This window comes from Streptomyces sp. NPDC059247 (genome assembly GCF_042754005.1).
GTDB lineage: Bacteria > Actinomycetota > Actinomycetes > Streptomycetales > Streptomycetaceae > Streptomyces.
In genome coordinates, this window is sequence record NZ_JBHYZW010000006.1 from 79,277 (window position 1) to 97,837 (window position 18,561).

The following is an 18,561-nucleotide window of genomic DNA, read 5'->3' on the forward strand; positions in this document are numbered from 1 at the left end:
CGTCCGTGGCGTCGTCGGGAGGTCCGGGAGCCGCTCCGGAAGTCCGTGACGCCGACGCCCACCAATCTGCCCGACGCGTGTTAAGCGGGTGCTGCGCGAACGTGTCGGGCTCGTACCGGTTGGACGAACGGGACCGGGAGCCGGGGGCGGCCCGGCAGCCCCGTCGGCCGGTACGGGCAGCCGCCCGGCCCCGGGGACGGGACGGGCGGACGGGCTCCCCGTACCGGCCGACGCCACGGGCAGCCGCCCGCGTCCCGGCGGCGGCGGCTACTTCTTGCCGCCCCCGTTGGCCAGGAAGGCCAGCAGGTCCTGGCGGCTGACGACGCCGGTGGGCTTGCCCTCCACCAGGACGATCGCCGCGTCGGCGGCGTCGCCGAGGACGGACATCAGGTCGGCGACCGGCTCGCCGGAACCGACCTGCGGCAGCGGACGGCTCATGTGGTCCTCCAGCGGGTCCTCCAGGGCCGCCTTCTGGGTGAAGAGCGCGTCGAGCAGCTCGCGCTCGACGACCGAGCCGATGACCTCGGCGGCCATGACGTCCGGGTGACCGGCGCCCGGCTTCACGATGGGCATCTGGGAGACCCCGTACTCGCGCAGCACCTCGACCGCCTGGCCGACCGTCTCGTCCGGGTGCATGTGGACGAGCGAGGGCATGACGCCCTCCTTGTGGCGGAGCACGTCGGCGACGGTGGCGGAGGTGGTGTTCTCCAGGAAGCCGTAGTCGGCCATCCACTCGTCGTTGAAGATCTTCGACAGGTAGCCGCGGCCGGAGTCCGGCAGCAGCACCACGACGACGTCGTCGGGACCCAGCTCCTTGGCCACCTCCAGAGCGGCCACCACGGCCATGCCGCAGGAACCGCCGACGAGGAGGCCCTCCTCCTTGGCGAGGCGGCGGGTCATCCGGAAGGAGTCCTTGTCGGACACGGCCACGATCCGGTCCGTGACGTTCCGGTCGTAGGCGGTGGGCCAGAAGTCCTCGCCGACGCCCTCGACCAGGTACGGCCGCCCGGAGCCGCCGGAGTACACGGAACCCTCGGGGTCGGCGCCGACGACCTGGACGGCCCCGCCGCTGGCCTCCTTGAGGTAGTTGCCGGTGCCGGAGATGGTGCCGCCGGTGCCGACGCCCGCCACGAAGTGGGTGATCCGCCCGTCCGTCTGCGTCCACAGCTCGGGACCGGTGGTCTCGTAGTGGGAGCGCGGGTTGTTCGGGTTGGAGTACTGGTCGGGCTTCCACGCACCGGGCGTCTCACGGACGAGCCGGTCGGAGACGTTGTAGTACGAGTCCGGGTGCTCGGGGTCGACGGCCGTCGGGCAGACGACGACCTCGGCACCGTACGCGCGCAGCACGTTGATCTTGTCGAGGGACACCTTGTCGGGGCAGACGAAGATGCACTTGTAGCCCTTCTGCTGGGCCACGATCGCCAGGCCGACGCCGGTGTTGCCCGACGTGGGCTCGACGATGGTGCCGCCGGGGGCGAGCGCGCCGCTCCGCTCCGCCGCCTCGATCATCCGCAGGGCGATCCGGTCCTTGACCGAGCCGCCGGGATTGAAGTACTCGACCTTGGCCAGGACGGTCGCCTGAATGCCCGCTGTCACGTTGTTGAGCTTCACCAGCGGGGTGTTGCCGACGAGGCTGATCATCGAGTCGTGGAATTGCACCGTAATCTCCGGGGTCTCCGTAATGGTGTGGTCAGCGTATGCGTAGTCGGAGCGGGTTACGGGGCAGTTAGACCCTGAACGGCTTGAAGGAGGTGACGGCCCCATGTCGAGGGCGAGGGTGGCGCGGCGGATCGCGGCGGGTGCGGCGTACGGGGGCGGGGGCATCGGCCTGCTCGGAGTGGCGACGGTCGGGGTGCTCCTCGCCGAGGTGCAGATCGCGAAGCGGACCGTCGGCGTCGGCACGGCTCCGCTGCCGCCGGGGGCGGACGGGCTGTACGGCCGGGCGTTCGGCACGGACGACCCGCTGCGACTGGCCCTTCTGGGTGATTCCACGGCGGCGGGACAAGGGGTGCGGCGCACCGGCCAGACACCGGGCGCGCTGCTCGCCTCGGGGCTCGCGGCGGTGGCCGAGCGGCCGGTGGTGCTGCGGAACGTGGCGCTCTCCGGCGCCCGCTCGGACGACCTGGAACGGCAGGTGTCGCTGCTGCTCACCCAGCCCCTCGGGCCGCCGGACGTGTGCGTGGTGATAATCGGCGCGAACGACGTCACGCACCACATGCCGCCGACCCAGTCGGTGCGGATGCTCGCCTCGGCGGTGCGGCGGCTGCGGACGGCGGGCGCCGAGGTGGTGGTCGGGACCTGTCCGGACCTGGGGACGATCGAGCCGGTCTACCAGCCGCTGCGCTGGCTGGCCCGGCGGGCCTCCCGGCAACTGGCGGCGGCGCAGACGATCGTGGCGGTCGAGCAGGGCGGCCGGACGGTGTCGCTGGGCGACCTCCTCGGCCCCGAGTTCGCGGCGAACCCGCGCGAGATGTTCGGGGTGGACAGCTTCCATCCGTCGGCGGAGGGGTACGCGACGGCGGCGATGGCGGTCCTGCCGACGCTCTGCGCGGTGCTCGGCGTCTGGCCGGAGACCGACCGCATCGAGCCGTCCCGCCGGGAGAACGTGCTGCCGGTGGCGAAGGCGGCGGCCGAGGCGGCCCGGGAGGCGGGCACCGAGGTGACGGGCGCGCGGGGGCCGTGGGCGCTGCTCAAGCACCGGCGGAGGAGGCGCCTCCCGGTTCCGGCGGAGCACCCGGCGGCCACCGACGCCCCCCTTGCCTGAGCGCTCGCTTAGAAAAGAGGCCCGCATCACACGCCCGGCCCGGTGACCCGTGCGGTACGTACGGGTAACTTCCCTTTCTGTCCGCCCACTCCGCACCCTCATGGAGCCGTGATGCCCGAAGCCGTGATCGTCTCGACCGCCCGCTCGCCCATCGGCCGGGCCTTCAAGGGCTCCCTCAAGGACCTGCGGCCGGACGACCTCACCGCGACCGTCGTGGCGGCGGCGCTGGCGAAGGTCCCGGAGCTGGACCCGCGCGACATCGACGACCTGATGCTGGGCTGCGGTCTGCCGGGGGGCGAGCAGGGCTTCAACATGGGCCGGATCGTGGCCGTCCGGATGGGCCTGGACCACCTGCCGGGCTGCACGGTCACCCGGTACTGCTCCTCCTCGCTCCAGACCTCGCGGATGGCGCTGCACGCGATCAAGGCGGGCGAGGGCGACGTCTTCGTCTCGGCGGGCGTGGAGATGGTGTCCCGCTTCGCGAAGGGGAACTCGGACTCGCTGCCCGACACGCACAACCCGTTCTTCGCCGCCGCCGAGGCCAGGACCGCCGAGGTCGCCGCCTCGGAGGGCTCGACGTGGCACGACCCGCGTGAGGACGGCGTGGTGCCGGACGCGTACATCGCGATGGGCCAGACCGCGGAGAACCTGGCCCGCTGGAAGGGCATCGGCCGGCGGGAGATGGACGAGTTCGGCGTACGGTCGCAGAACCTCGCCGAGCAGGCGATCAAGAACGGCTTCTGGGCGCGGGAGATCACTCCCGTGACGCTGCCGGACGGCACGGTCGTCTCCGCCGACGACGGTCCGCGCGCGGGGGTCACCCTGGAGGGCGTGGCGGGCCTCAAGCCGGTGTTCCGTCCCGACGGCCTGGTCACCGCGGGCAACTGCTGCCCGCTCAACGACGGCGCCGCCGCGCTCGTGATCATGTCGGACACCAAGGCGCGTGAGCTGGGGCTGACCCCGCTGGCCCGGATCGTCTCCACCGGCGTCTCCGGTCTCTCCCCCGAGATCATGGGCCTGGGCCCGGTAGAGGCGTCGCGGCAGGCGCTGAAGCGCGCGGGCCTGACGATCGACGACATCGATCTGGCGGAGATCAACGAGGCGTTCGCCGCCCAGGTGATCCCCTCGTACCAGGAGCTGGGGCTGGATCTGGACAAGGTGAACGTCAACGGCGGCGCCATCGCCGTCGGCCACCCCTTCGGCATGACGGGCGCCCGGATCACCGGCACGCTCATCAACGGCCTCCAGTTCCACGACAAGCAGTTCGGCCTGGAGACGATGTGCGTCGGCGGCGGCCAGGGCATGGCGATGGTGATCGAGCGGCTGAGCTGAGCCGTAGCGGAGGGTGGGGGTCGCCTGAGGAACGAAGGCGGCACCCGCCCGCAGCGAAGGCGAAGCTCAGCGCGACCAGGGAAACGCGCGGCTGAGCTGAGCCGCAGCGAAGGCGTTTCTGACGGGCGCCGGTCCGGGTCGTGGCCCGGACCGGCGCCCGTCCGGTTATCCGGTCGGGCGCCCGTCCGGTTATCCGGTCAACATGCCGGTCAACCGCTCCGCGTCCCAGCCGTGACCGAATCTCCCCCAGGATGTGACCTATCTCCCGAGGAAGTTCGTTTCCGCAGGTCACAGCGGTTTCGGGACTAAACACCTGGCAGAAATACCTGTCCATTTCGTGACGTAATGCACTGACAGCGGGCCACGCCTCAGGACAAGCTGATGTAGGAAGTCGGGGGATCGACTCGGAATCGGGAGTACGTCAGTGAGCGCCATGCCTCTTGCCCTGCTGCTGACCACGGCCGCTGCCACGGCCGTGGGCGCCGCCGCCCTGCACGCCGTCCACGGTCTCCGAAAGCAGGTCACCGCCCTGCGGAGCGAGCTGGCGGCCGGGCACGGCGTCACCGTTCCCGCCGCCCGCACCAGCCCCGCCGCCGAGATACGGGCCGCGGTCGCGGAGGCGCTGGCCGAGGAGCGCGAGCGCGAACTCGCCGAGGCGCGGGCCTTCTGGGCCGCGCAGGAGGCCCGGGACGCGGCCGACGCCCCCTCCCTGCTGGGCGGTCTGGGCGGCGGCGCCGAGGAAACCGGCTTCTTCGTGCCGCGCCAGACGGACTTCGTGGGCCTGGAGGCGATGGCTCTGGAGGCCATGGAGGCGGAGGCCGCCGCGCTCGACGGCACCGACCCGCTGGACGCCTTCGACGAGTACCCGGAGGACTCGGCGGAGCTGGCCGCCGCCCGCCGACGGCACCCCTCGCACCCGGACTTCGTGCCGGTGCAGACGCCGGTCGTCACCGACCACGAGCGGACCGTCGCGCGCCTGGAGGAGCTGGCGGACACCCGTACCGCGCTGACCGATGTGCGTCCGGGCCCGCTCGGCACCCTCGACGTGTACGTCTTCGCCGACGGCACGACGCTCTGTATGACCCCGGGGCACCGGGAGACCGCGGAGCGCCTCGCGGAGGCCCTGCGCTCCGGTCTGACGCCGGTGCTGCTCGGCGGCTCGGGCGTCTCGGGCGCCTTCGCCCTGACCTTCTCGTACGGCGAGTCCGACGAGGAGAACGTCTACATCCTGGCGGACCGCGTCATCGCGTCCCTGTGATCCCCGGCCGGGCCCCCGCCCGGCCCCGGCCCTTCCGAGCCGTCCCCGCACTCCCCTGAGCCCCGCCGGGCCGCCCGTACGCTCCCGGGCCCGCCACCGGCCCCCTCCCGAGCCGCCCCGCGCTTCCCGGGCCCGCTCCGGGCCCCTGGGCGGCTCCTACAGCCCCGAGCGCTCCTGTGCCGCCCGCACCCGTTCCACGGCCTCCGCCAGTTCTCCCTCACGGGAGCCGGGGGCCGTTCGCATGATCTCGGCCAGATCGTTCCCGGCGACGGCCAGCTGGTCGGCCACGGCGAAGACCCCCGCGTCCCGCATGGTCCTGGGCTCCCGCTCCGGCTCCTCGGCGCGCTGGGCGCGCTCCGCCAGCTCCCTGGCCAGGGCCAGCCCCTCGGCCGCCGCACCGCGCTGGAGGCGGCTCTGCGGGGCGGCCCGCAGCCGGTCGGCGAAGCGCTCGACGGCAGCGGTCAGTTCACTCGTATCACGCACCCCGTGACCCTACGCGCCGCCCGGGACCGCCCGCCAGCGACGGCCCCCGGGGACGCGGAAGGGCCCGCCCGGCACGAAGCCGGACGGGCCCTTCCCCCGAGATCCGGGGAACGTCAGTCGTCGCCCTGCAGGATCGACACCAGACGCAGCATCTCCAGGTAGATCCACACCAGGGTCATGGTGAGACCGAAGGCGGCCAGCCAGGCCTCCTCGCGCGGCGCGCCGTAGGTCACGCCGTCCTCGACCTGCTTGAAGTCGAGGGCGAGGAAGCAGGCGCCCAGGATGACGCCGACGACGCCGAACAGGATGCCGAGGCCACCGCTGCGGAAGCCGAGGCCGTCACCGCCGCCGAAGACGGAGAACAGCAGGTTCGCCATCATGAGCAGGACGAAGCCCATCGTGGCGGCCATCACGAAGCCGTAGAAGCGCCGGTTGACGCGGATCCAGCCCGCCTTGTAGGCGATCAGGACACCGGCGAAGACCGCCATGGTGCCCAGGACCGCCTGGATGACGGCGGAGCCGCCGACGTACGTCGAGACGGCGGCCGAGATGACGCCGAGGAAGACGCCCTCGAAGGCCGCGTACGCCAGGATGACCGCCGGGGACGGCCTGCGCTTGAAGGACTGCACCAGCGACAGCACGAGCGCGATGACCGCGGCGCCGATGCCGATGCCGTAGGACTTGCCCAGGTTCGCCGGGTCGACCGGCAGCAGCGTCCAGGCCAGGACGGCGGTGAGGACGACCGTGCCGAGCGTCATGGCCGTACGGCTCACGACGTCGTCGATCGTCATCACGTCGGCACGGGTCTGCTGCGGGGCACCGAGCGTGTCCTGCGGGGCGTACGGGTTGGTCGCGTACGGGTTCGTCGCGGCCTCGGCGGACGGGCTGCCCGCCGCGTACGGGTTGGTTCCGACGGCGGGGCCCCCGGCCTGCGGCTGCGCGTTGAAACCGGCGTGGCCGGCGTCGCGGCTGAACCCCCGTCGCGAGAAGACCGGGTTGCTGCTCCTCATCTCACTCCTCCATGGCAGACCGCACGGCACGGCCTTGCGTCAAGAGTAATGCGTAGGCAAAAGAAACTCCCTAGTGCTCGGGGAGGATCTTTTCCCGTCGGGTTTCCGGTCCTCGTGCCCGCCGGAGCGCCCGGTTCCGGGACGCTCGGACCCCTCCGTCGGCCCGGCGGCCCGGCGGGGAGGCCCGGCGGACCGCCGGGCCGATCACCGGGCCTCCCCGCCGGGTCTCGCGCCGGGTCAGCGCAGGACGGACGAGAAGGAGTCCAGCTGGACCCAGCGGACGATGTTCGTCGTCGGCGGTTCGCCCGGCGCCGTCGCCGTGCCGAGGGCCGTGAGGACACCGGCGGCGCTCACCTCGACGCGGATCGCGTTGACGCCCTCGTGGTTGTTCCGCGCGGCTATGCCGCGGGTCACCCTGGACGGCCGGAGCGCCTGCGGCAGGACACCGAGCGGGGTGTCGCCGGTGAAGACGTGGAGCGCCGTGCCGCGCAGCTGGAGGAACTCCGTACCGGCGAGCCGGATGATCCGGGCCTGGAGCGGGGAGCCGGGCTCGGCGGTGACGTCCGTCACGATGTCCGTCCAGTCGACGACGGTCTGGCAGCCCGTGCGGGGATCGGCGGCGGCGGCCGGGGCGGCGGCGGCGAGCGGCACGCCGACGGCGGCGACGGGGGCGGCGAGCGCGGCGGTGAGCAGGGAACGGCGGCTGGTCGTGGCCATGGGGTGGTCCTCCGGATCAGGGAAGAGAAGGGAAGGGAGAGACGAAGGAAGGGGGAGCCGCTGGGCGGTGTGGTGCGGGTGCGGTGCGGAAGCCGGGGCCGTCAGCGCCAGACGGCGGAGACACCGGCCAGGTCGACCCAGGTGATCGCGTTGTCGGGGGTCGCGCCCAGCACCAGCAGTTCGCCGTGGATGTCGGCCTCCACCTGGCAGATCGCGCGCCCCTTGTGGTTGTTGCGGGGCGCGTTGTGCCGGATCCGCACGGTCGGGCGCAGCCGGTGCGGCAGGGTCGCGATCCGGAGGTCCTCGGTCAGCCCCGGGGAGACGGAGACGCTGCCCCGGAGCTGGAGGTAGGTGGTGCCGGCGAGGACGACGAGCCGCCCGCGCGGACGCTCCGCCCCGGGGCTGAGGCCCTTGCCGGTGTCGAGGGGGAGGTCCTCCCAGTCGGCCAGGACCTGCACCCCGTCGACGGGGGCGTCGGTGGGGTACCAGCAGATGGTGACGTCGCGTCGGCCGGTGGTGCCCGGGACCGTGTTGCTGAAGCCGAACAGCAGGCGGGGGCGGCCGGTCGCGGGGTCGGTCTCGGCGGCGAGGCCCTCCGGTTCGCGGCGCTTCAGACCGGGGGCGGCGGTGACGATCCGGGGCTTGGCGTCGAGCGGGAGCCCCGTCGTCCAGGAGAACCTCCTCAGCAGGGTGTGGCCGGGGAAGGTGCCCCGCTCCTCGGTGTACTTGGCCCACTGGTAGACGTACAGGACGCTGCCCAGGGTCTGGAAGCCCTGGAAGCTGAGGTTCTCGGCCAGGGGGACGGTGGTCGGCACGTTGTCGGCGACGACCGCCGTCTTCTGGGTCCTGTCCATGGTGACGGGGGTGCCGATCGGCGTCCAGGTGCCGGTGGCGGCCCCGGCGGCGTCGTAGCGGGTGAAGTACCGCGTCTTGCCCCGGATGTGCATGAGGGTGACCGTGGGGGGCGTGGTCGTCGGGTCGTACGAGGGGCCGGTGGCGGTGCTGCCGCCGGGCGGGGTGAACGTCGTGAGGTCGGGGTCCCCGGCGTCGCGCACCGTGAACTTCTCGTACGTGAAGCGCGTGACGGCGGTGCCGTACGCGACGGCGTCCTTCGGGTCGTCCGGCGTCGTGACGTGCAGCGGGCCGCACTCGGTCCACAGATAGGTGTCGGTGCCGACGGGCTCGGCGCCCAGGGACAGGCCGTGGCCGAACCCGACGAGCCGCATCCAGTCGATCAGGGCGCCGGTCCGCCGGTCGAAGCGGTTGAGGTACAGGTTCCCCGAGGTCCTCTCGGCGGTCTCCCCGGACTCCAGCTGCAGGACGAAGACGTAGCCGTTCTCGGTGTCGGTGGCGATGGCCTGCGGCGCCGGGTTCTGCGCGAGGCCGGCCGTCTGGATCAGCCGGCCGGCCGGGCCGGTCGGATCGATGCCGTTCTCGTCCGTCGTCATCGTTTTCCCCTCCCCCGTGGATCCCGTGCGGATCCACGTCCGGTGGATCATCACATGGGAGGAACCGCAGGTCACAGGGGTATGGATCGAGCGAAAGCGGCACGCCCGCGCGGCGGACCGGGGGCCGCCGCCGGGGTGGCGCCGAGGAGGACGCGACCGCGTCCTTCGGGGCGCGCGGCGACCCGCCGCCGGACCGGGCGACCGGTCGGGGAGGGCCCTCTCCGACCGGTCGGGGAGGAGGCTCTCCGACCGGTCGGAGAGGGGGTACGACGGGGGAGGGGAGGCGACGGAGAGGGGCGGAGCCGGGCCGCAGGCCGCTGTCGCCTGGGGCCCGTGGTGCCCGGAACCGGACTCGAACCGGTACGGCCCGAAGGCCAGCGAGGTTTAAGCTCGCCGTGTCTGCGTTCCACCATCCGGGCGTCGCGGCGTCGCGTAGCTCCGCGTTGGCACAGGAGCCTATCGGGACGCTTCCCTCATTCAGCGGAACATCCCCCCGATGTTGTCTTATTTTATTGACGTCTGAGGGTGCGTCAGTGCAGGTGGAAGGCCTTTTAGCCGAACCGCGACGGGGGTCGCGGGCGCAAAGCCACACCTCATGGAATGACGAAAAGTCGCCACACTTCTGTCACCTCGGCGGAAGTTCGCCATCACCCTTCGTGTCAGGGGCGCCGTCATACCTCAGGAGGAGAGCCGGAGGGGCCGGTCCGACTCCAGGCTGCCCCGGGAACGGGCACAGGGACGGACGATTCGAACGAGAACGTTCGACACGATGGAGGTGTTCCCCAGACAGCCCCGCAGTGACAGGAGTCCCCCGTGACCACCTCCCCCACCGTGTCCCGCGCCACCGCGGTGGCCGCCCGCGCCACGGACCTCTCGAAGGTCTACGGCCACGGCGAGACCCAGGTCGTCGCGCTCGACCACGTCACCGTGGACTTCCGGCAGGGCGAGTTCACCGCGATCATGGGCCCCTCGGGCTCCGGCAAGTCGACTCTCATGCACTGCGTCGCGGGTCTGGACTCCTTCTCCTCCGGCTCGGTCCGGCTCGGTGACACGGAGCTGTCCACCCTCAAGGACAAGCACCTCACCCAGCTCCGCCGGGACAAGATCGGCTTCATCTTCCAGGCGTTCAACCTGCTGCCGACCCTGACCGCCCTGGAGAACATCACGCTGCCGATGGACATCGCGGGCCGCAAGCCCGACAAGCGGTGGGTCCAGCAGGTCATCGACATGCTCGGCCTCTCCGGCCGCCTCAGCCACCGTCCGACCGAGCTGTCCGGCGGCCAGCAGCAGCGCGTGGCCGTGGCCCGCGCGCTCGCCTCCCAGCCCGAGATCATCTTCGGTGACGAGCCCACCGGAAACCTGGACTCCCGCTCCGGCGCCGAGGTCCTCGGCTTCCTCCGCAACTCGGTCCGCGAACTGGGCCAGACCGTCGTCATGGTCACCCACGACCCGGTGGCCGCCTCCTACGCCGACCGCGTGATCTTCCTCGCCGACGGCCGGATCGTCGACGAGATGCTGCACCCGACGGCGGACGGCGTGCTCGACCGCATGAAGGCCTTCGACGCCAAGGGCCGCACCAGCTGACACCCGGCGTCAGCCCGCCCCCGCCCGCCGCCCGACCCTTCCTCAGGACACACCCATGTTCCGTACCGCCCTGCGCAACGTGCTCGCGCACAAGGCGAGACTGCTGATGACCGTGCTCGCCGTGATGCTCGGCGTGGCCTTCGTCTCCGGCACCCTCGTCTTCACCGACACCCTCTCCCAGGCCTTCCGCAGCCAGTCGGCGAAGAGCTACGACGACGTCGCCGTCTCCGTCTCGATGTACCCGGACCCCGAAGAGGCCCGGAAGGCCCCCGGCCTCTCCCAGAAGAACGTCGACGACGTCGCGAAGCTCGCCGGGGTCGCCTCCGTCACCCCCCGCGTCGACGGCTTCGCCGGAGTGCCGGACAAGAACGGCAAGCTGATCGGCGTCGGCTGGTCCAACAAGGGCACCAACTTCGCCCCCGGCAAGGACGGCAAGGACCGGGCGTACGACTTCGTGAAGGGCGCCGGGCCGACCGGGGCCGGACAGATCGCCCTCGACCAGGAGACCGCGGCCAAGGGCGGCTACCAGGTCGGCGACACCGTCCGGGTCGCCACCAACGGCCCGGTGAAGGAGTACGCCCTCACCGGTGTCTTCACCACCGAGGACGGCGCCGTCAACGCGGGCGGCAGCCTGGTCCTCTTCGACACCGAGGTCGCCCAGAAGCTCTATCTGAAGCCCGGCTTCTACCGCGACATGACCGTCACCGCCGCCCCCGGCGCCGCCGAGGGCAAGCTCCTCTCCGAGGTCACCAAGGTCCTCCCGAAGTCCGCGGACGCCGAGACCGGCACCGCGCTCGCCGACACGCAGGCCAAGCAGATCGAGGACGGCCTCGGCGCGCTCAACAAGGTCCTCCTGGGCTTCGCGGGCATCGCGCTCTTCGTCGGGATCTTCCTGATCTCCAACACCTTCACCATGCTGGTCGCCCAGCGCACCAAGGAACTGGCCCTGATGCGCGCGGTCGGCGCCTCGCGCCGGCAGATCACCCGCTCGGTCCTCGCCGAGGCCGGACTGGTCGGCCTGCTCGCCTCCGCCGTCGGCTACGTCCTCGGCATCGGCCTGGCCGTCGGCCTGCGTTCCGCCATGGCCGCCTTCGAGATGAAGGTCCCCGGCGGCGACCTGGTCCTCACCGCCACCCCGGCCCTGAGCGCCTTCGGCGTCGGCGTCCTCATCACCGTCCTCGCCGCCTGGCTGCCCGGCCGCCGGGCCTCGCGCATCCCCCCGGTCGCCGCCATGAGCAGCGTCCACGCCTCCGCCAGCACCAAGTCCCTGGTCGTACGGAACTCCATCGGCGCGGCCGTCACCGCCCTCGGCGCGGTCCTCATCGTGCTCGGCGCGGGCCAGGGCGGGGACCAGGGCCAGATGCTCATCGCGGGCGGCGCCTTCCTCACCCTCATCGGGGTGATCATCCTGATCCCGTTCCTGTCCCGGCCCGTGATCGCCCTGATCCGCCCGGCCTTCGTGAAGCTCTTCGGGGTCTCCGGCAAGCTCGCCGGACTGAACGCGGTCCGCAACCCGCGCCGCACCGGCGCCACCGCCTCCGCGCTCGCCATCGGCCTGACCCTGGTCACCGGCCTCTCGGTGCTCGGCGCCACGGTCGGCTCGTCCCTCGACAAGACGACGACCGACCAGATCAAGGCCGACTACATGGTCAGCATGGCCAGCGGGGACACCCTCAGCAAGGACGTGCTGACCGCCCTGGAGAAGACCCCCGGCGTCACCGCGGTCTCCCCGCAGCAGTGGGGCAACATCGAGGTGAAGGGCGCGTACAGCTCGGTCTCCGGCGTCACCCCCGGCGCCATCGACAAGCTCCTCAAGCTGGAGGTCGTCCAGGGCTCGATGTCCTCCCTCGGCGGCGACACCGTCGCCATCGACACGAAGATGGCGGAGAACAGCCGTCTGAAGGTCGGCGACGTCGTCCCGGTCCAGTTCATGGACAAGCAGAAGGGCAAGGTGACCATCGGCGCGGTCTACGAGCCCAGCGCCTTCGTCTCCTCGATCGTCGCCGACCACCGGCTGGTCGAGAAGCACGAGGACGACGCGCAGACCCGCGAGATCTTCGTCTCGACGTCCGGTGGTGCCAGCGCCGCCCACGAGCGGGCCCTGTCGAAGGCCATGGGTGACAACCCGGCCATCACGGTGATGGACCACAAGGACATCCGCGACTCCTTCGGCGGCCCGATCAACATGATGCTGAACATCATGTACGGACTGCTCGGCATGGCCCTGATCATCGCCGTCCTCGGTGTCGTCAACACCCTCGCCATGTCCGTCTTCGAGCGGCAGCAGGAGATCGGGATGCTGCGGGCGATCGGTCTCGACCGGCGCCGCGTCAAGCGGATGGTCCGTCTGGAGGCCGTCGTCATCTCGGTCTTCGGCGCGATCGTCGGCATCGGCCTCGGCAGCTTCCTCGGCTGGGCCGTCGGCGAGACCCTCAGGAACAGCCTGCCCGGCTACGAGCTGGTCCTGCCCTGGGACCGGATCGGGATCTTCCTGGTCCTGGCCGCCCTGGTCGGCGTCCTCGCCTCGCTGTGGCCCGCCCGCAGCGCGGCCAAGCTGAACATGCTCGCCGCCATCAAGGCCGAGTAGCACCGCGCGCGCGAAGGGCCGGTCCCCCCTGGGAGGGGGGACCGGCCCTTCGCCGTTGTCAGGCCGTGCCCTCGTTCCAGACGCGCGGGCGCAGCGCCGTACCGCTGTGCCCCGACACCGGGGTCCGCACGGCGAGGAACTGGTTCACGCCGATCCGGTTGCGTTCGAAGGCGACGGCGGAGGCCGCCATGTAGAGCCGCCAGATCCGGGCCCGGCCCGGGGAGGTCAGCCGGACCGCCCGGTCCCAGTCCGCCTCCAGGTTGGCCACCCAGCGGCGCAGGGTGAGCGCGTAGTGCTCCCTGATCGCCTCGACGTCCCGCACCTCGAAGCCCGCGTCCTCCAGGGTCGTCAGGGTGCGGCCCATCGGGGCGAGTTCGCCGTCGGGGAAGACGTACGCGTCGATGAAGGGATCGACCTCGTAGGACTCCTCGTCGGGCTCGGGGCGCCGGGAGATCTGGTGGTTCAGGAGCCGCCCGCCGGGCTTGAGGAGCCCGTGGAGGATCCCGGCGTACTCCCGGTAGCGGACGGCGCCGACGTGCTCGGCCATGCCGATCGAGGAGATCGCGTCGTACGGGCCGTCGGTGACGTCCCGGTAGTCCTGGACGCGGATCTCCACGAGGTCGGCCAGTCCCTCGTCGGCGACCCGTTTGCGGGCGTACGCGGCCTGCTCGCGGGAGAGGGTGACGCCGACGACCCGGGCGCCGTACGCGCGGGCGGCGTGCAGGGCCATGGAGCCCCAGCCGCAGCCCACGTCGAGGAGCCGGTCGCCCTCCTTCAGGTTCAGCTTGCGGGCGATGAGGTCGAGCTTGTCCCGCTGGGCGTCCTCCAGGGACGCGTCCGGCCCGTCGGAGGCCCAGTAGGCGCACGAGTAGACCATCGACGGGCCGAGGACCAGCTCGTAGAAGTCGTTGCCCACGTCGTAGTGGTGACTGATCGCCTGCCGGTCGCGGCCCTTGGTGTGGCGGCTCCCGCCCCGGCCGCGCATCTCCTCGGCCGGTGGCCGCGGCGGGACCGCGGGACCGGCGAGGCGCAGCAGCCCCCGGACGGCGGCGCGGATCCGGGGGTCGCGCGCGGAGGCGAGCAGGCTCCGGGGGTCGTCGCCCCGCTCCCATAGCATCCCGGAGAGCCGGTCGAGGAGCGCGTACAGATCGCCCTCGACGTCGATCTCCCCGGCCACCCAGGCGCGGGCCAGGCCCAGTTCGCCGGGCTTCCAGATCATCCTCCGCAGGGCGCGGCGGTCGCGGACGATCAGAACGGGGCCCTCCACCGGTCCGGCCTCGCTGCCGTCCCAGGCCCGCAGGCGTACCGGGAAGGGTTCTCCTGACAGTTCTTCGGCAAAGGTCGTCAGCCGCGACGCGGCGTCGGCCATGATGCGCACCTCCGTGATCTCGGGCCCCAGAAACGTCCGTCGACAAGGGAACACCGTTCGGGGGCGCGCGCAGTCCCGGCACAACACAACGACTCGGCAAAACACGCGAAGGGCCGTCCGCACCACGGATGGCGGACGGCCCTTTGCGGGGGTGTGACGGTATTTCGGGGGGCGGGGGTCCGTAGCGGGTCCCCGGCCCCCGCGATCAGGAGGCCTTGGCCTTCTCCTGCGCCGGGGCGGCCGGAGCGGGAGCGGGCTTGGCGGCCTCGTAGAACTCCTCGCGCGGCGTCTCGATGGCGCCGAGCGAGACGACCTCGCGCTTGAGGAACATCGCGAGGGTCCAGTCGGCGAAGACGCGGATCTTGCGGTTCCAGGTCGGCATCGCCATGCCGTGGTAGCCACGGTGCATGTACCAGGCGAGACGGCCCTTGACCCGGATCTTCACCTTGCCCATGACGATCATCGCGACGCCCTTGTGCAGACCGAGTCCGGCCACGGCGCCCTTGTTGGCGTGGCTGTACTCCTTCTGCGGGAAGCCGCGCATCCCCGACACCACGTTGTCGCCGAGGACCTTGGCCTGGCGCAGGGCGTGCTGGGCGTTCGGCGGGCACCAGGCGTTGGGGTTGCCCGCGCGGCGGCCGACCATGTCCGGGACCTGGGCGTTGTCGCCCGCGGCCCAGGCGTAGTCGAGACCGTTGACCTGGAGCTTCTCGTTGCAGTCCACGTGGCCGCGGGGGCCGAGCGGCAGACCGAAGCGGGAGAGCGCCGGGTTCGGCTTCACGCCGGCGGTCCACACAATGGTGTTGGAGTCGACCTCCAGGCCGTTCTTCAGCACGACGTGACCGTCCACGCAGGAGTCCATGGAGGTCTCCAGGTAGATCTCGATCCCCCGGCTCTCCAGGTGCTCCTTGCCGTACTGGCCGAGCTTGGGGCCGACCTCGGGAAGGATCTTGTCGGCCGCGTCGACCAGGACGAAGCGCATGTCCTCGCGCGAGACGTTCTGGTAGTACTTCGAGGCGTCCCTGGCCAGGTCCTCGACCTCGCCGATGGTCTCCGCGCCGGCGAAGCCGCCGCCCACGAAGACGAAGGTCAGCGCCTTGCGGCGGACCTCCTCGTCGGTGGTCGAGTCGGCCTTGTCGAGCTGCTCCAGGACGTGGTTGCGCAGGCCGATGGCCTCCTCGATGCCCTTCATGCCGATGCCCTGCTCGGCGAGGCCCGGGATCGGGAAGGTGCGGGAGACCGCGCCCATCGCGATGATCAGGTAGTCGAACGGAAGCTCGTACGACTCGCCGACGAGCGGCGCGACCGTGGCGACCTTGCGGTCCTGGTCGATGGTGGTGACCCGGCCGGTGAGCACCTCGGCTCCGCGGACGACGCGTCGCAGCGGGACGACGACGTGACGCGGCGAGATGCTGCCGGCGGCGGCTTCGGGGAGGAAGGGCTGGTAGGTCATGTACGACCGCGGGTCGACGACCGTGACGGTCGCCTCCGCGTAGCGCATCTTCTTGAGGATGCGCCGAGCTGCGTACAGGCCTACGTACCCGCCGCCTACTACGAGGATCCTGGGACGCTCCGTGGTGCTCATGGCATCGAGTATCCACCCCCTCGGAGGGGGGTCCTCGTGCGCCCCTTCACAAGGTCTTCGGGTCCTTCTGCTACACTCCGCCGCCCACGTGATCCATGTCATGGTGCTGCAAAGGAACCGGGGTGCCCGGGCGAACGTTGTTCACCCCTTGTGAACTGGCCAGGAGGGCCCCCGTGGGGGCCCTCGACGCCCCCTCGTTCACACGATGGAAACGTCGAGCGAATCGGCCTCCGCGCCTGTGAAAGGGCCCTATGGCACCCCCCGGAGGGCCGGAAGACCCCCCTCAGGTGCCGCCAGGGCCCTTTTCCTTGTGAAGAAGTTCACGAACTTTCCCGACGCCGTGTCGTCGGACGGGACGATAGATGCCCGCTATGCCACGGATAGGGCGATCCCATCGAGGATGTCGTGCTCGCTGACGACGACCTCGTGCGCCCCGACCCGCTCCACGATCTCCCTCAGCACCAGCGCACCGGCGACGATCACGTCCACCCGGCCCGGGTGGATCACCGGGATCGCGGCCCGCTCGGCGTGGGTGGAGGTCAGCAGCCGCTCGGTCACCTCGGCCACCTGGGCGGCGGAGATCCGGGAGTGGTGGACCTTCGCGGAGTCGTACGCGGGGAGCCCCAGGGCGATGGCGGCGACCGTGGTGACGGAGCCCGCGAGACCGACGAGGGTCCCGGCGTCGGCGATCGGGACGGCCTCGGCGGCCAGGTCGAGGGCGGCGCGGACGTCGGCGCGGATCGCCTCGGCCTCCTCGGCGGTCGGGGGGTCGTGCCGGACGTGCCGCTCGGTGAGCCGGACGCAGCCGATGTCCACGGAACGGGCGGCCTCGACGTGCCGGTCGCCGGTGACGAACTCGGTGGAGCCGCCGCCGATGTCCACCACCAGGTAGGTCCGGTCGGCGGGCAGCTCGCCGGTGGCCCCGGCGAAGGAGAACGCGGCCTCCTGCTCGCCGGTGATGACCTCGGGCTCGACGCCCAGGATCTCCACGACCCCGGCCACGAAGTCCGCGCGGTTCTCGGCGTCGCGGGAGGCGGAGGTGGCGACGAACCGGAGCCGCTCGGCGCCGAGCTCGCGGATGACGGCCGCGTACTCCCGGCAGGCGGCGAAGGTCCGCTCCAGCGCCTCGGGGGCGAGCCGTCCCGTGCGGTCGACGTCCTGGCCGAGCCGGACGATCGTCATCCGCCGGTCCAGCTCGGTCAGCTCGCCCGTCGTGGGGTCCACGTCGGCGACGAGCAGCCGGATGGAGTTCGTACCGCAGTCGATTCCGGCGACCCGGGTCACTTGCTCTCCTCGTCCTCTGCGTCCACGGGCCCGGAGGCGGGGTGGCCGCCGTCGGAGGCCTCGGCGGTCGGGCCGTCCTTCTCCGCCGGGGCGCACGGGGTGACGCAGGGGCCCTTGGCCCACCACTCGGGGAGCAGGGCGAGCGCCTCGTCGCCGAAGGGGTTCACACCGGGGCCCGCGACGAGCGAGTGGCCGACGAGGACGTGCAGGCACTTGACCCGGTCGGGCATCCCGCCCGCGCTGGGGAAGCCTTCCAGGACCTCGATGGCGTCGCGGCGGGCGAGGTAGTCCTCGTGCGCGGCGCGGTAGGCGGCGGCCAGCTCCGGGTCGGTGGCGAGCCGGGCCTGCATCTCCTTCATGACCCCGTTGGCCTCCAGGGTGCCGATGGCCGAGGCCGCCCGGGGGCAGGTCAGGTAGTACGTGGTGGGGAAGGGGGTGCCGTCGGGGAGCCGGGGCGCGGTCTCGACGACGTCCGGCCGGCCGCAGGGGCAGCGGTGGGCGATGGCGCGCAGCCCGCGGGGCGGTCGGCCGAGCTGGAGTTCGAAGGCCGCGATGTCCTCGTCGGTGGGCTCGGTGCGTGCGGTCTGCGGAGGGGGCGTTTCCATGTCTGCCTTGTTCGTGTGTCGCGTGCGGAAGGGGAGGGGTCAGGGGCGGTCGGCGTGGTCGACGCCGTCCCAGAGGTTGTCGTACCAGGGGCGGTCGGCCGCGCCCTGCTCGGCGCGGGGCCGTCGCTCCGCGTCGGGGTCGTCCACGGTGAAGCCGGTCTCGCCGGGCATCAGGTAGTGCAGGTGTTCGCGGGCGAGGCGGCGGACGTAGGCCGGGTCCTGGAGGCGGGCCTTCTCGTCCCTGAGTTCCTCGACGCGCCGGGCCGCCTCGGCGGCCTTGCGCTGCTGCTCGGCGATCTCGCCCTGCTGGGACACGTAGCTCCGCATGGGATAGGCGAGCGCCACCACGAGGGAGCAGACGACGAGGGCGAGGAAGGCCGCGCGGCCGGTGAGCCGGGAGCGGCGGGCCTGGCGGCGGGTCTGGGAGCGGTAGACACGGGCGGCGGTCTGCTCGCCGAGCAGCCTGATCCGGGTCGCGGTGGAGAACCGGTCCCGGTTCTTCGCGGCCATGTCGTGTCGCCTCCCCTGTTCACGC

The 18,561-nt window shown here is 71.8% G+C and carries 15 protein-coding genes and 1 tRNA gene; 5 read left to right on the top strand and 11 right to left on the bottom strand.

What is annotated here, in order from left to right; genetic code table 11:
* Positions 1 to 267: 267 nt before the first annotated feature.
* Complete coding sequence (locus ACFXGN_RS13925) at positions 268 to 1,659, bottom strand: cystathionine beta-synthase (RefSeq protein ID WP_384857897.1); 1,392 nt, start codon at positions 1,657 to 1,659, stop codon at positions 268 to 270.
* A 103-nt stretch (positions 1,660 to 1,762) separates the two neighbouring features.
* On the opposite strand from ACFXGN_RS13925, the gene ACFXGN_RS13930 reads away from it, so the two are divergent.
* The 3 genes from ACFXGN_RS13930 (at position 1,763) to ACFXGN_RS13940 (ending at position 5,354) form a co-directional block, all read left to right on the top strand.
* The gene (locus tag ACFXGN_RS13930; protein WP_384857900.1) at positions 1,763 to 2,764 is read left to right on the top strand and encodes an SGNH/GDSL hydrolase family protein; all 1,002 of its coding nucleotides are present in this window, start codon (positions 1,763 to 1,765) and stop codon (positions 2,762 to 2,764) included.
* A 111-nt stretch (positions 2,765 to 2,875) separates the two neighbouring features.
* Positions 2,876 to 4,096, top strand: coding sequence for an acetyl-CoA C-acetyltransferase (locus ACFXGN_RS13935; protein ID WP_384857902.1), 1,221 nt, complete (start codon positions 2,876 to 2,878; stop codon positions 4,094 to 4,096).
* A gap of 424 nt (positions 4,097 to 4,520) precedes the next feature.
* Positions 4,521 to 5,354 carry a hypothetical protein gene (locus tag ACFXGN_RS13940; protein WP_384857905.1) on the top strand — a complete coding sequence of 278 codons (834 nt, stop codon included), beginning with the start codon at positions 4,521 to 4,523 and terminating at the stop codon, positions 5,352 to 5,354.
* Between the two features lie 156 nt (positions 5,355 to 5,510).
* Here the strand turns inward: ACFXGN_RS13940 and ACFXGN_RS13945 are convergent, their stop codons facing one another.
* The 5 genes from ACFXGN_RS13945 to ACFXGN_RS13965 all read right to left on the bottom strand — a co-directional run bounded on the left by ACFXGN_RS13945 (position 5,511) and on the right by ACFXGN_RS13965 (position 9,431).
* The gene (locus tag ACFXGN_RS13945; protein WP_384857907.1) at positions 5,511 to 5,837 is read right to left on the bottom strand and encodes a hypothetical protein; all 327 of its coding nucleotides are present in this window, start codon (positions 5,835 to 5,837) and stop codon (positions 5,511 to 5,513) included.
* Positions 5,838 to 5,950: 113 nt separating this feature from the next.
* Positions 5,951 to 6,847, bottom strand: a complete 897-nt coding sequence (locus tag ACFXGN_RS13950; RefSeq protein WP_384857910.1) for a Bax inhibitor-1/YccA family protein — start codon at positions 6,845 to 6,847, stop codon at positions 5,951 to 5,953.
* Between the two features lie 237 nt (positions 6,848 to 7,084).
* Complete coding sequence (locus ACFXGN_RS13955) at positions 7,085 to 7,564, bottom strand: hypothetical protein (RefSeq protein ID WP_384857912.1); 480 nt, start codon at positions 7,562 to 7,564, stop codon at positions 7,085 to 7,087.
* A gap of 101 nt (positions 7,565 to 7,665) precedes the next feature.
* Positions 7,666 to 9,012, bottom strand: coding sequence for a hypothetical protein (locus ACFXGN_RS13960; RefSeq protein ID WP_384857915.1), 1,347 nt, complete (start codon positions 9,010 to 9,012; stop codon positions 7,666 to 7,668).
* Positions 9,013 to 9,346: 334 nt separating this feature from the next.
* Positions 9,347 to 9,431: transfer RNA gene (locus ACFXGN_RS13965), tRNA-Leu, on the bottom strand.
* Positions 9,432 to 9,825: 394 nt separating this feature from the next.
* On the opposite strand from ACFXGN_RS13965, the gene ACFXGN_RS13970 reads away from it, so the two are divergent.
* Both ACFXGN_RS13970 and ACFXGN_RS13975 read left to right on the top strand, forming a co-directional pair.
* Entirely contained in the window at positions 9,826 to 10,596 is a 771-nt protein-coding gene (locus ACFXGN_RS13970; RefSeq protein WP_384857917.1) for an ABC transporter ATP-binding protein, read from the top strand.
* Between the two features lie 55 nt (positions 10,597 to 10,651).
* The gene (locus tag ACFXGN_RS13975; protein ID WP_384857920.1) at positions 10,652 to 13,183 is read left to right on the top strand and encodes an ABC transporter permease; all 2,532 of its coding nucleotides are present in this window, start codon (positions 10,652 to 10,654) and stop codon (positions 13,181 to 13,183) included.
* A gap of 58 nt (positions 13,184 to 13,241) precedes the next feature.
* On the opposite strand, the gene ACFXGN_RS13980 is transcribed toward ACFXGN_RS13975, so the two are convergent.
* From ACFXGN_RS13980 to ACFXGN_RS14000, 5 genes are all read right to left on the bottom strand, one after another.
* Positions 13,242 to 14,552: a class I SAM-dependent methyltransferase gene (locus ACFXGN_RS13980; RefSeq protein WP_384857923.1), complete on the bottom strand. Its 1,311-nt coding sequence runs from the start codon at positions 14,550 to 14,552 to the stop codon at positions 13,242 to 13,244.
* A gap of 205 nt (positions 14,553 to 14,757) precedes the next feature.
* Complete coding sequence (locus tag ACFXGN_RS13985) at positions 14,758 to 16,137, bottom strand: NAD(P)/FAD-dependent oxidoreductase (protein ID WP_366443832.1); 1,380 nt, start codon at positions 16,135 to 16,137, stop codon at positions 14,758 to 14,760.
* A 369-nt stretch (positions 16,138 to 16,506) separates the two neighbouring features.
* Complete coding sequence (locus ACFXGN_RS13990) at positions 16,507 to 17,421, bottom strand: exopolyphosphatase (protein WP_384857924.1); 915 nt, start codon at positions 17,419 to 17,421, stop codon at positions 16,507 to 16,509.
* A complete protein-coding gene (locus ACFXGN_RS13995; protein WP_384857926.1) occupies positions 17,418 to 18,026 on the bottom strand; it encodes a DUF501 domain-containing protein in 609 nt (202 codons plus the stop codon). Before ACFXGN_RS13995 ends, ACFXGN_RS13990 begins: the two co-directional genes overlap by 4 nt.
* 39 nt (positions 18,027 to 18,065) lie before the next feature.
* Positions 18,066 to 18,536, bottom strand: coding sequence for a septum formation initiator family protein (locus ACFXGN_RS14000; protein ID WP_366443836.1), 471 nt, complete (start codon positions 18,534 to 18,536; stop codon positions 18,066 to 18,068).
* Between the last annotated feature and the right edge of the window lie 25 nt (positions 18,537 to 18,561).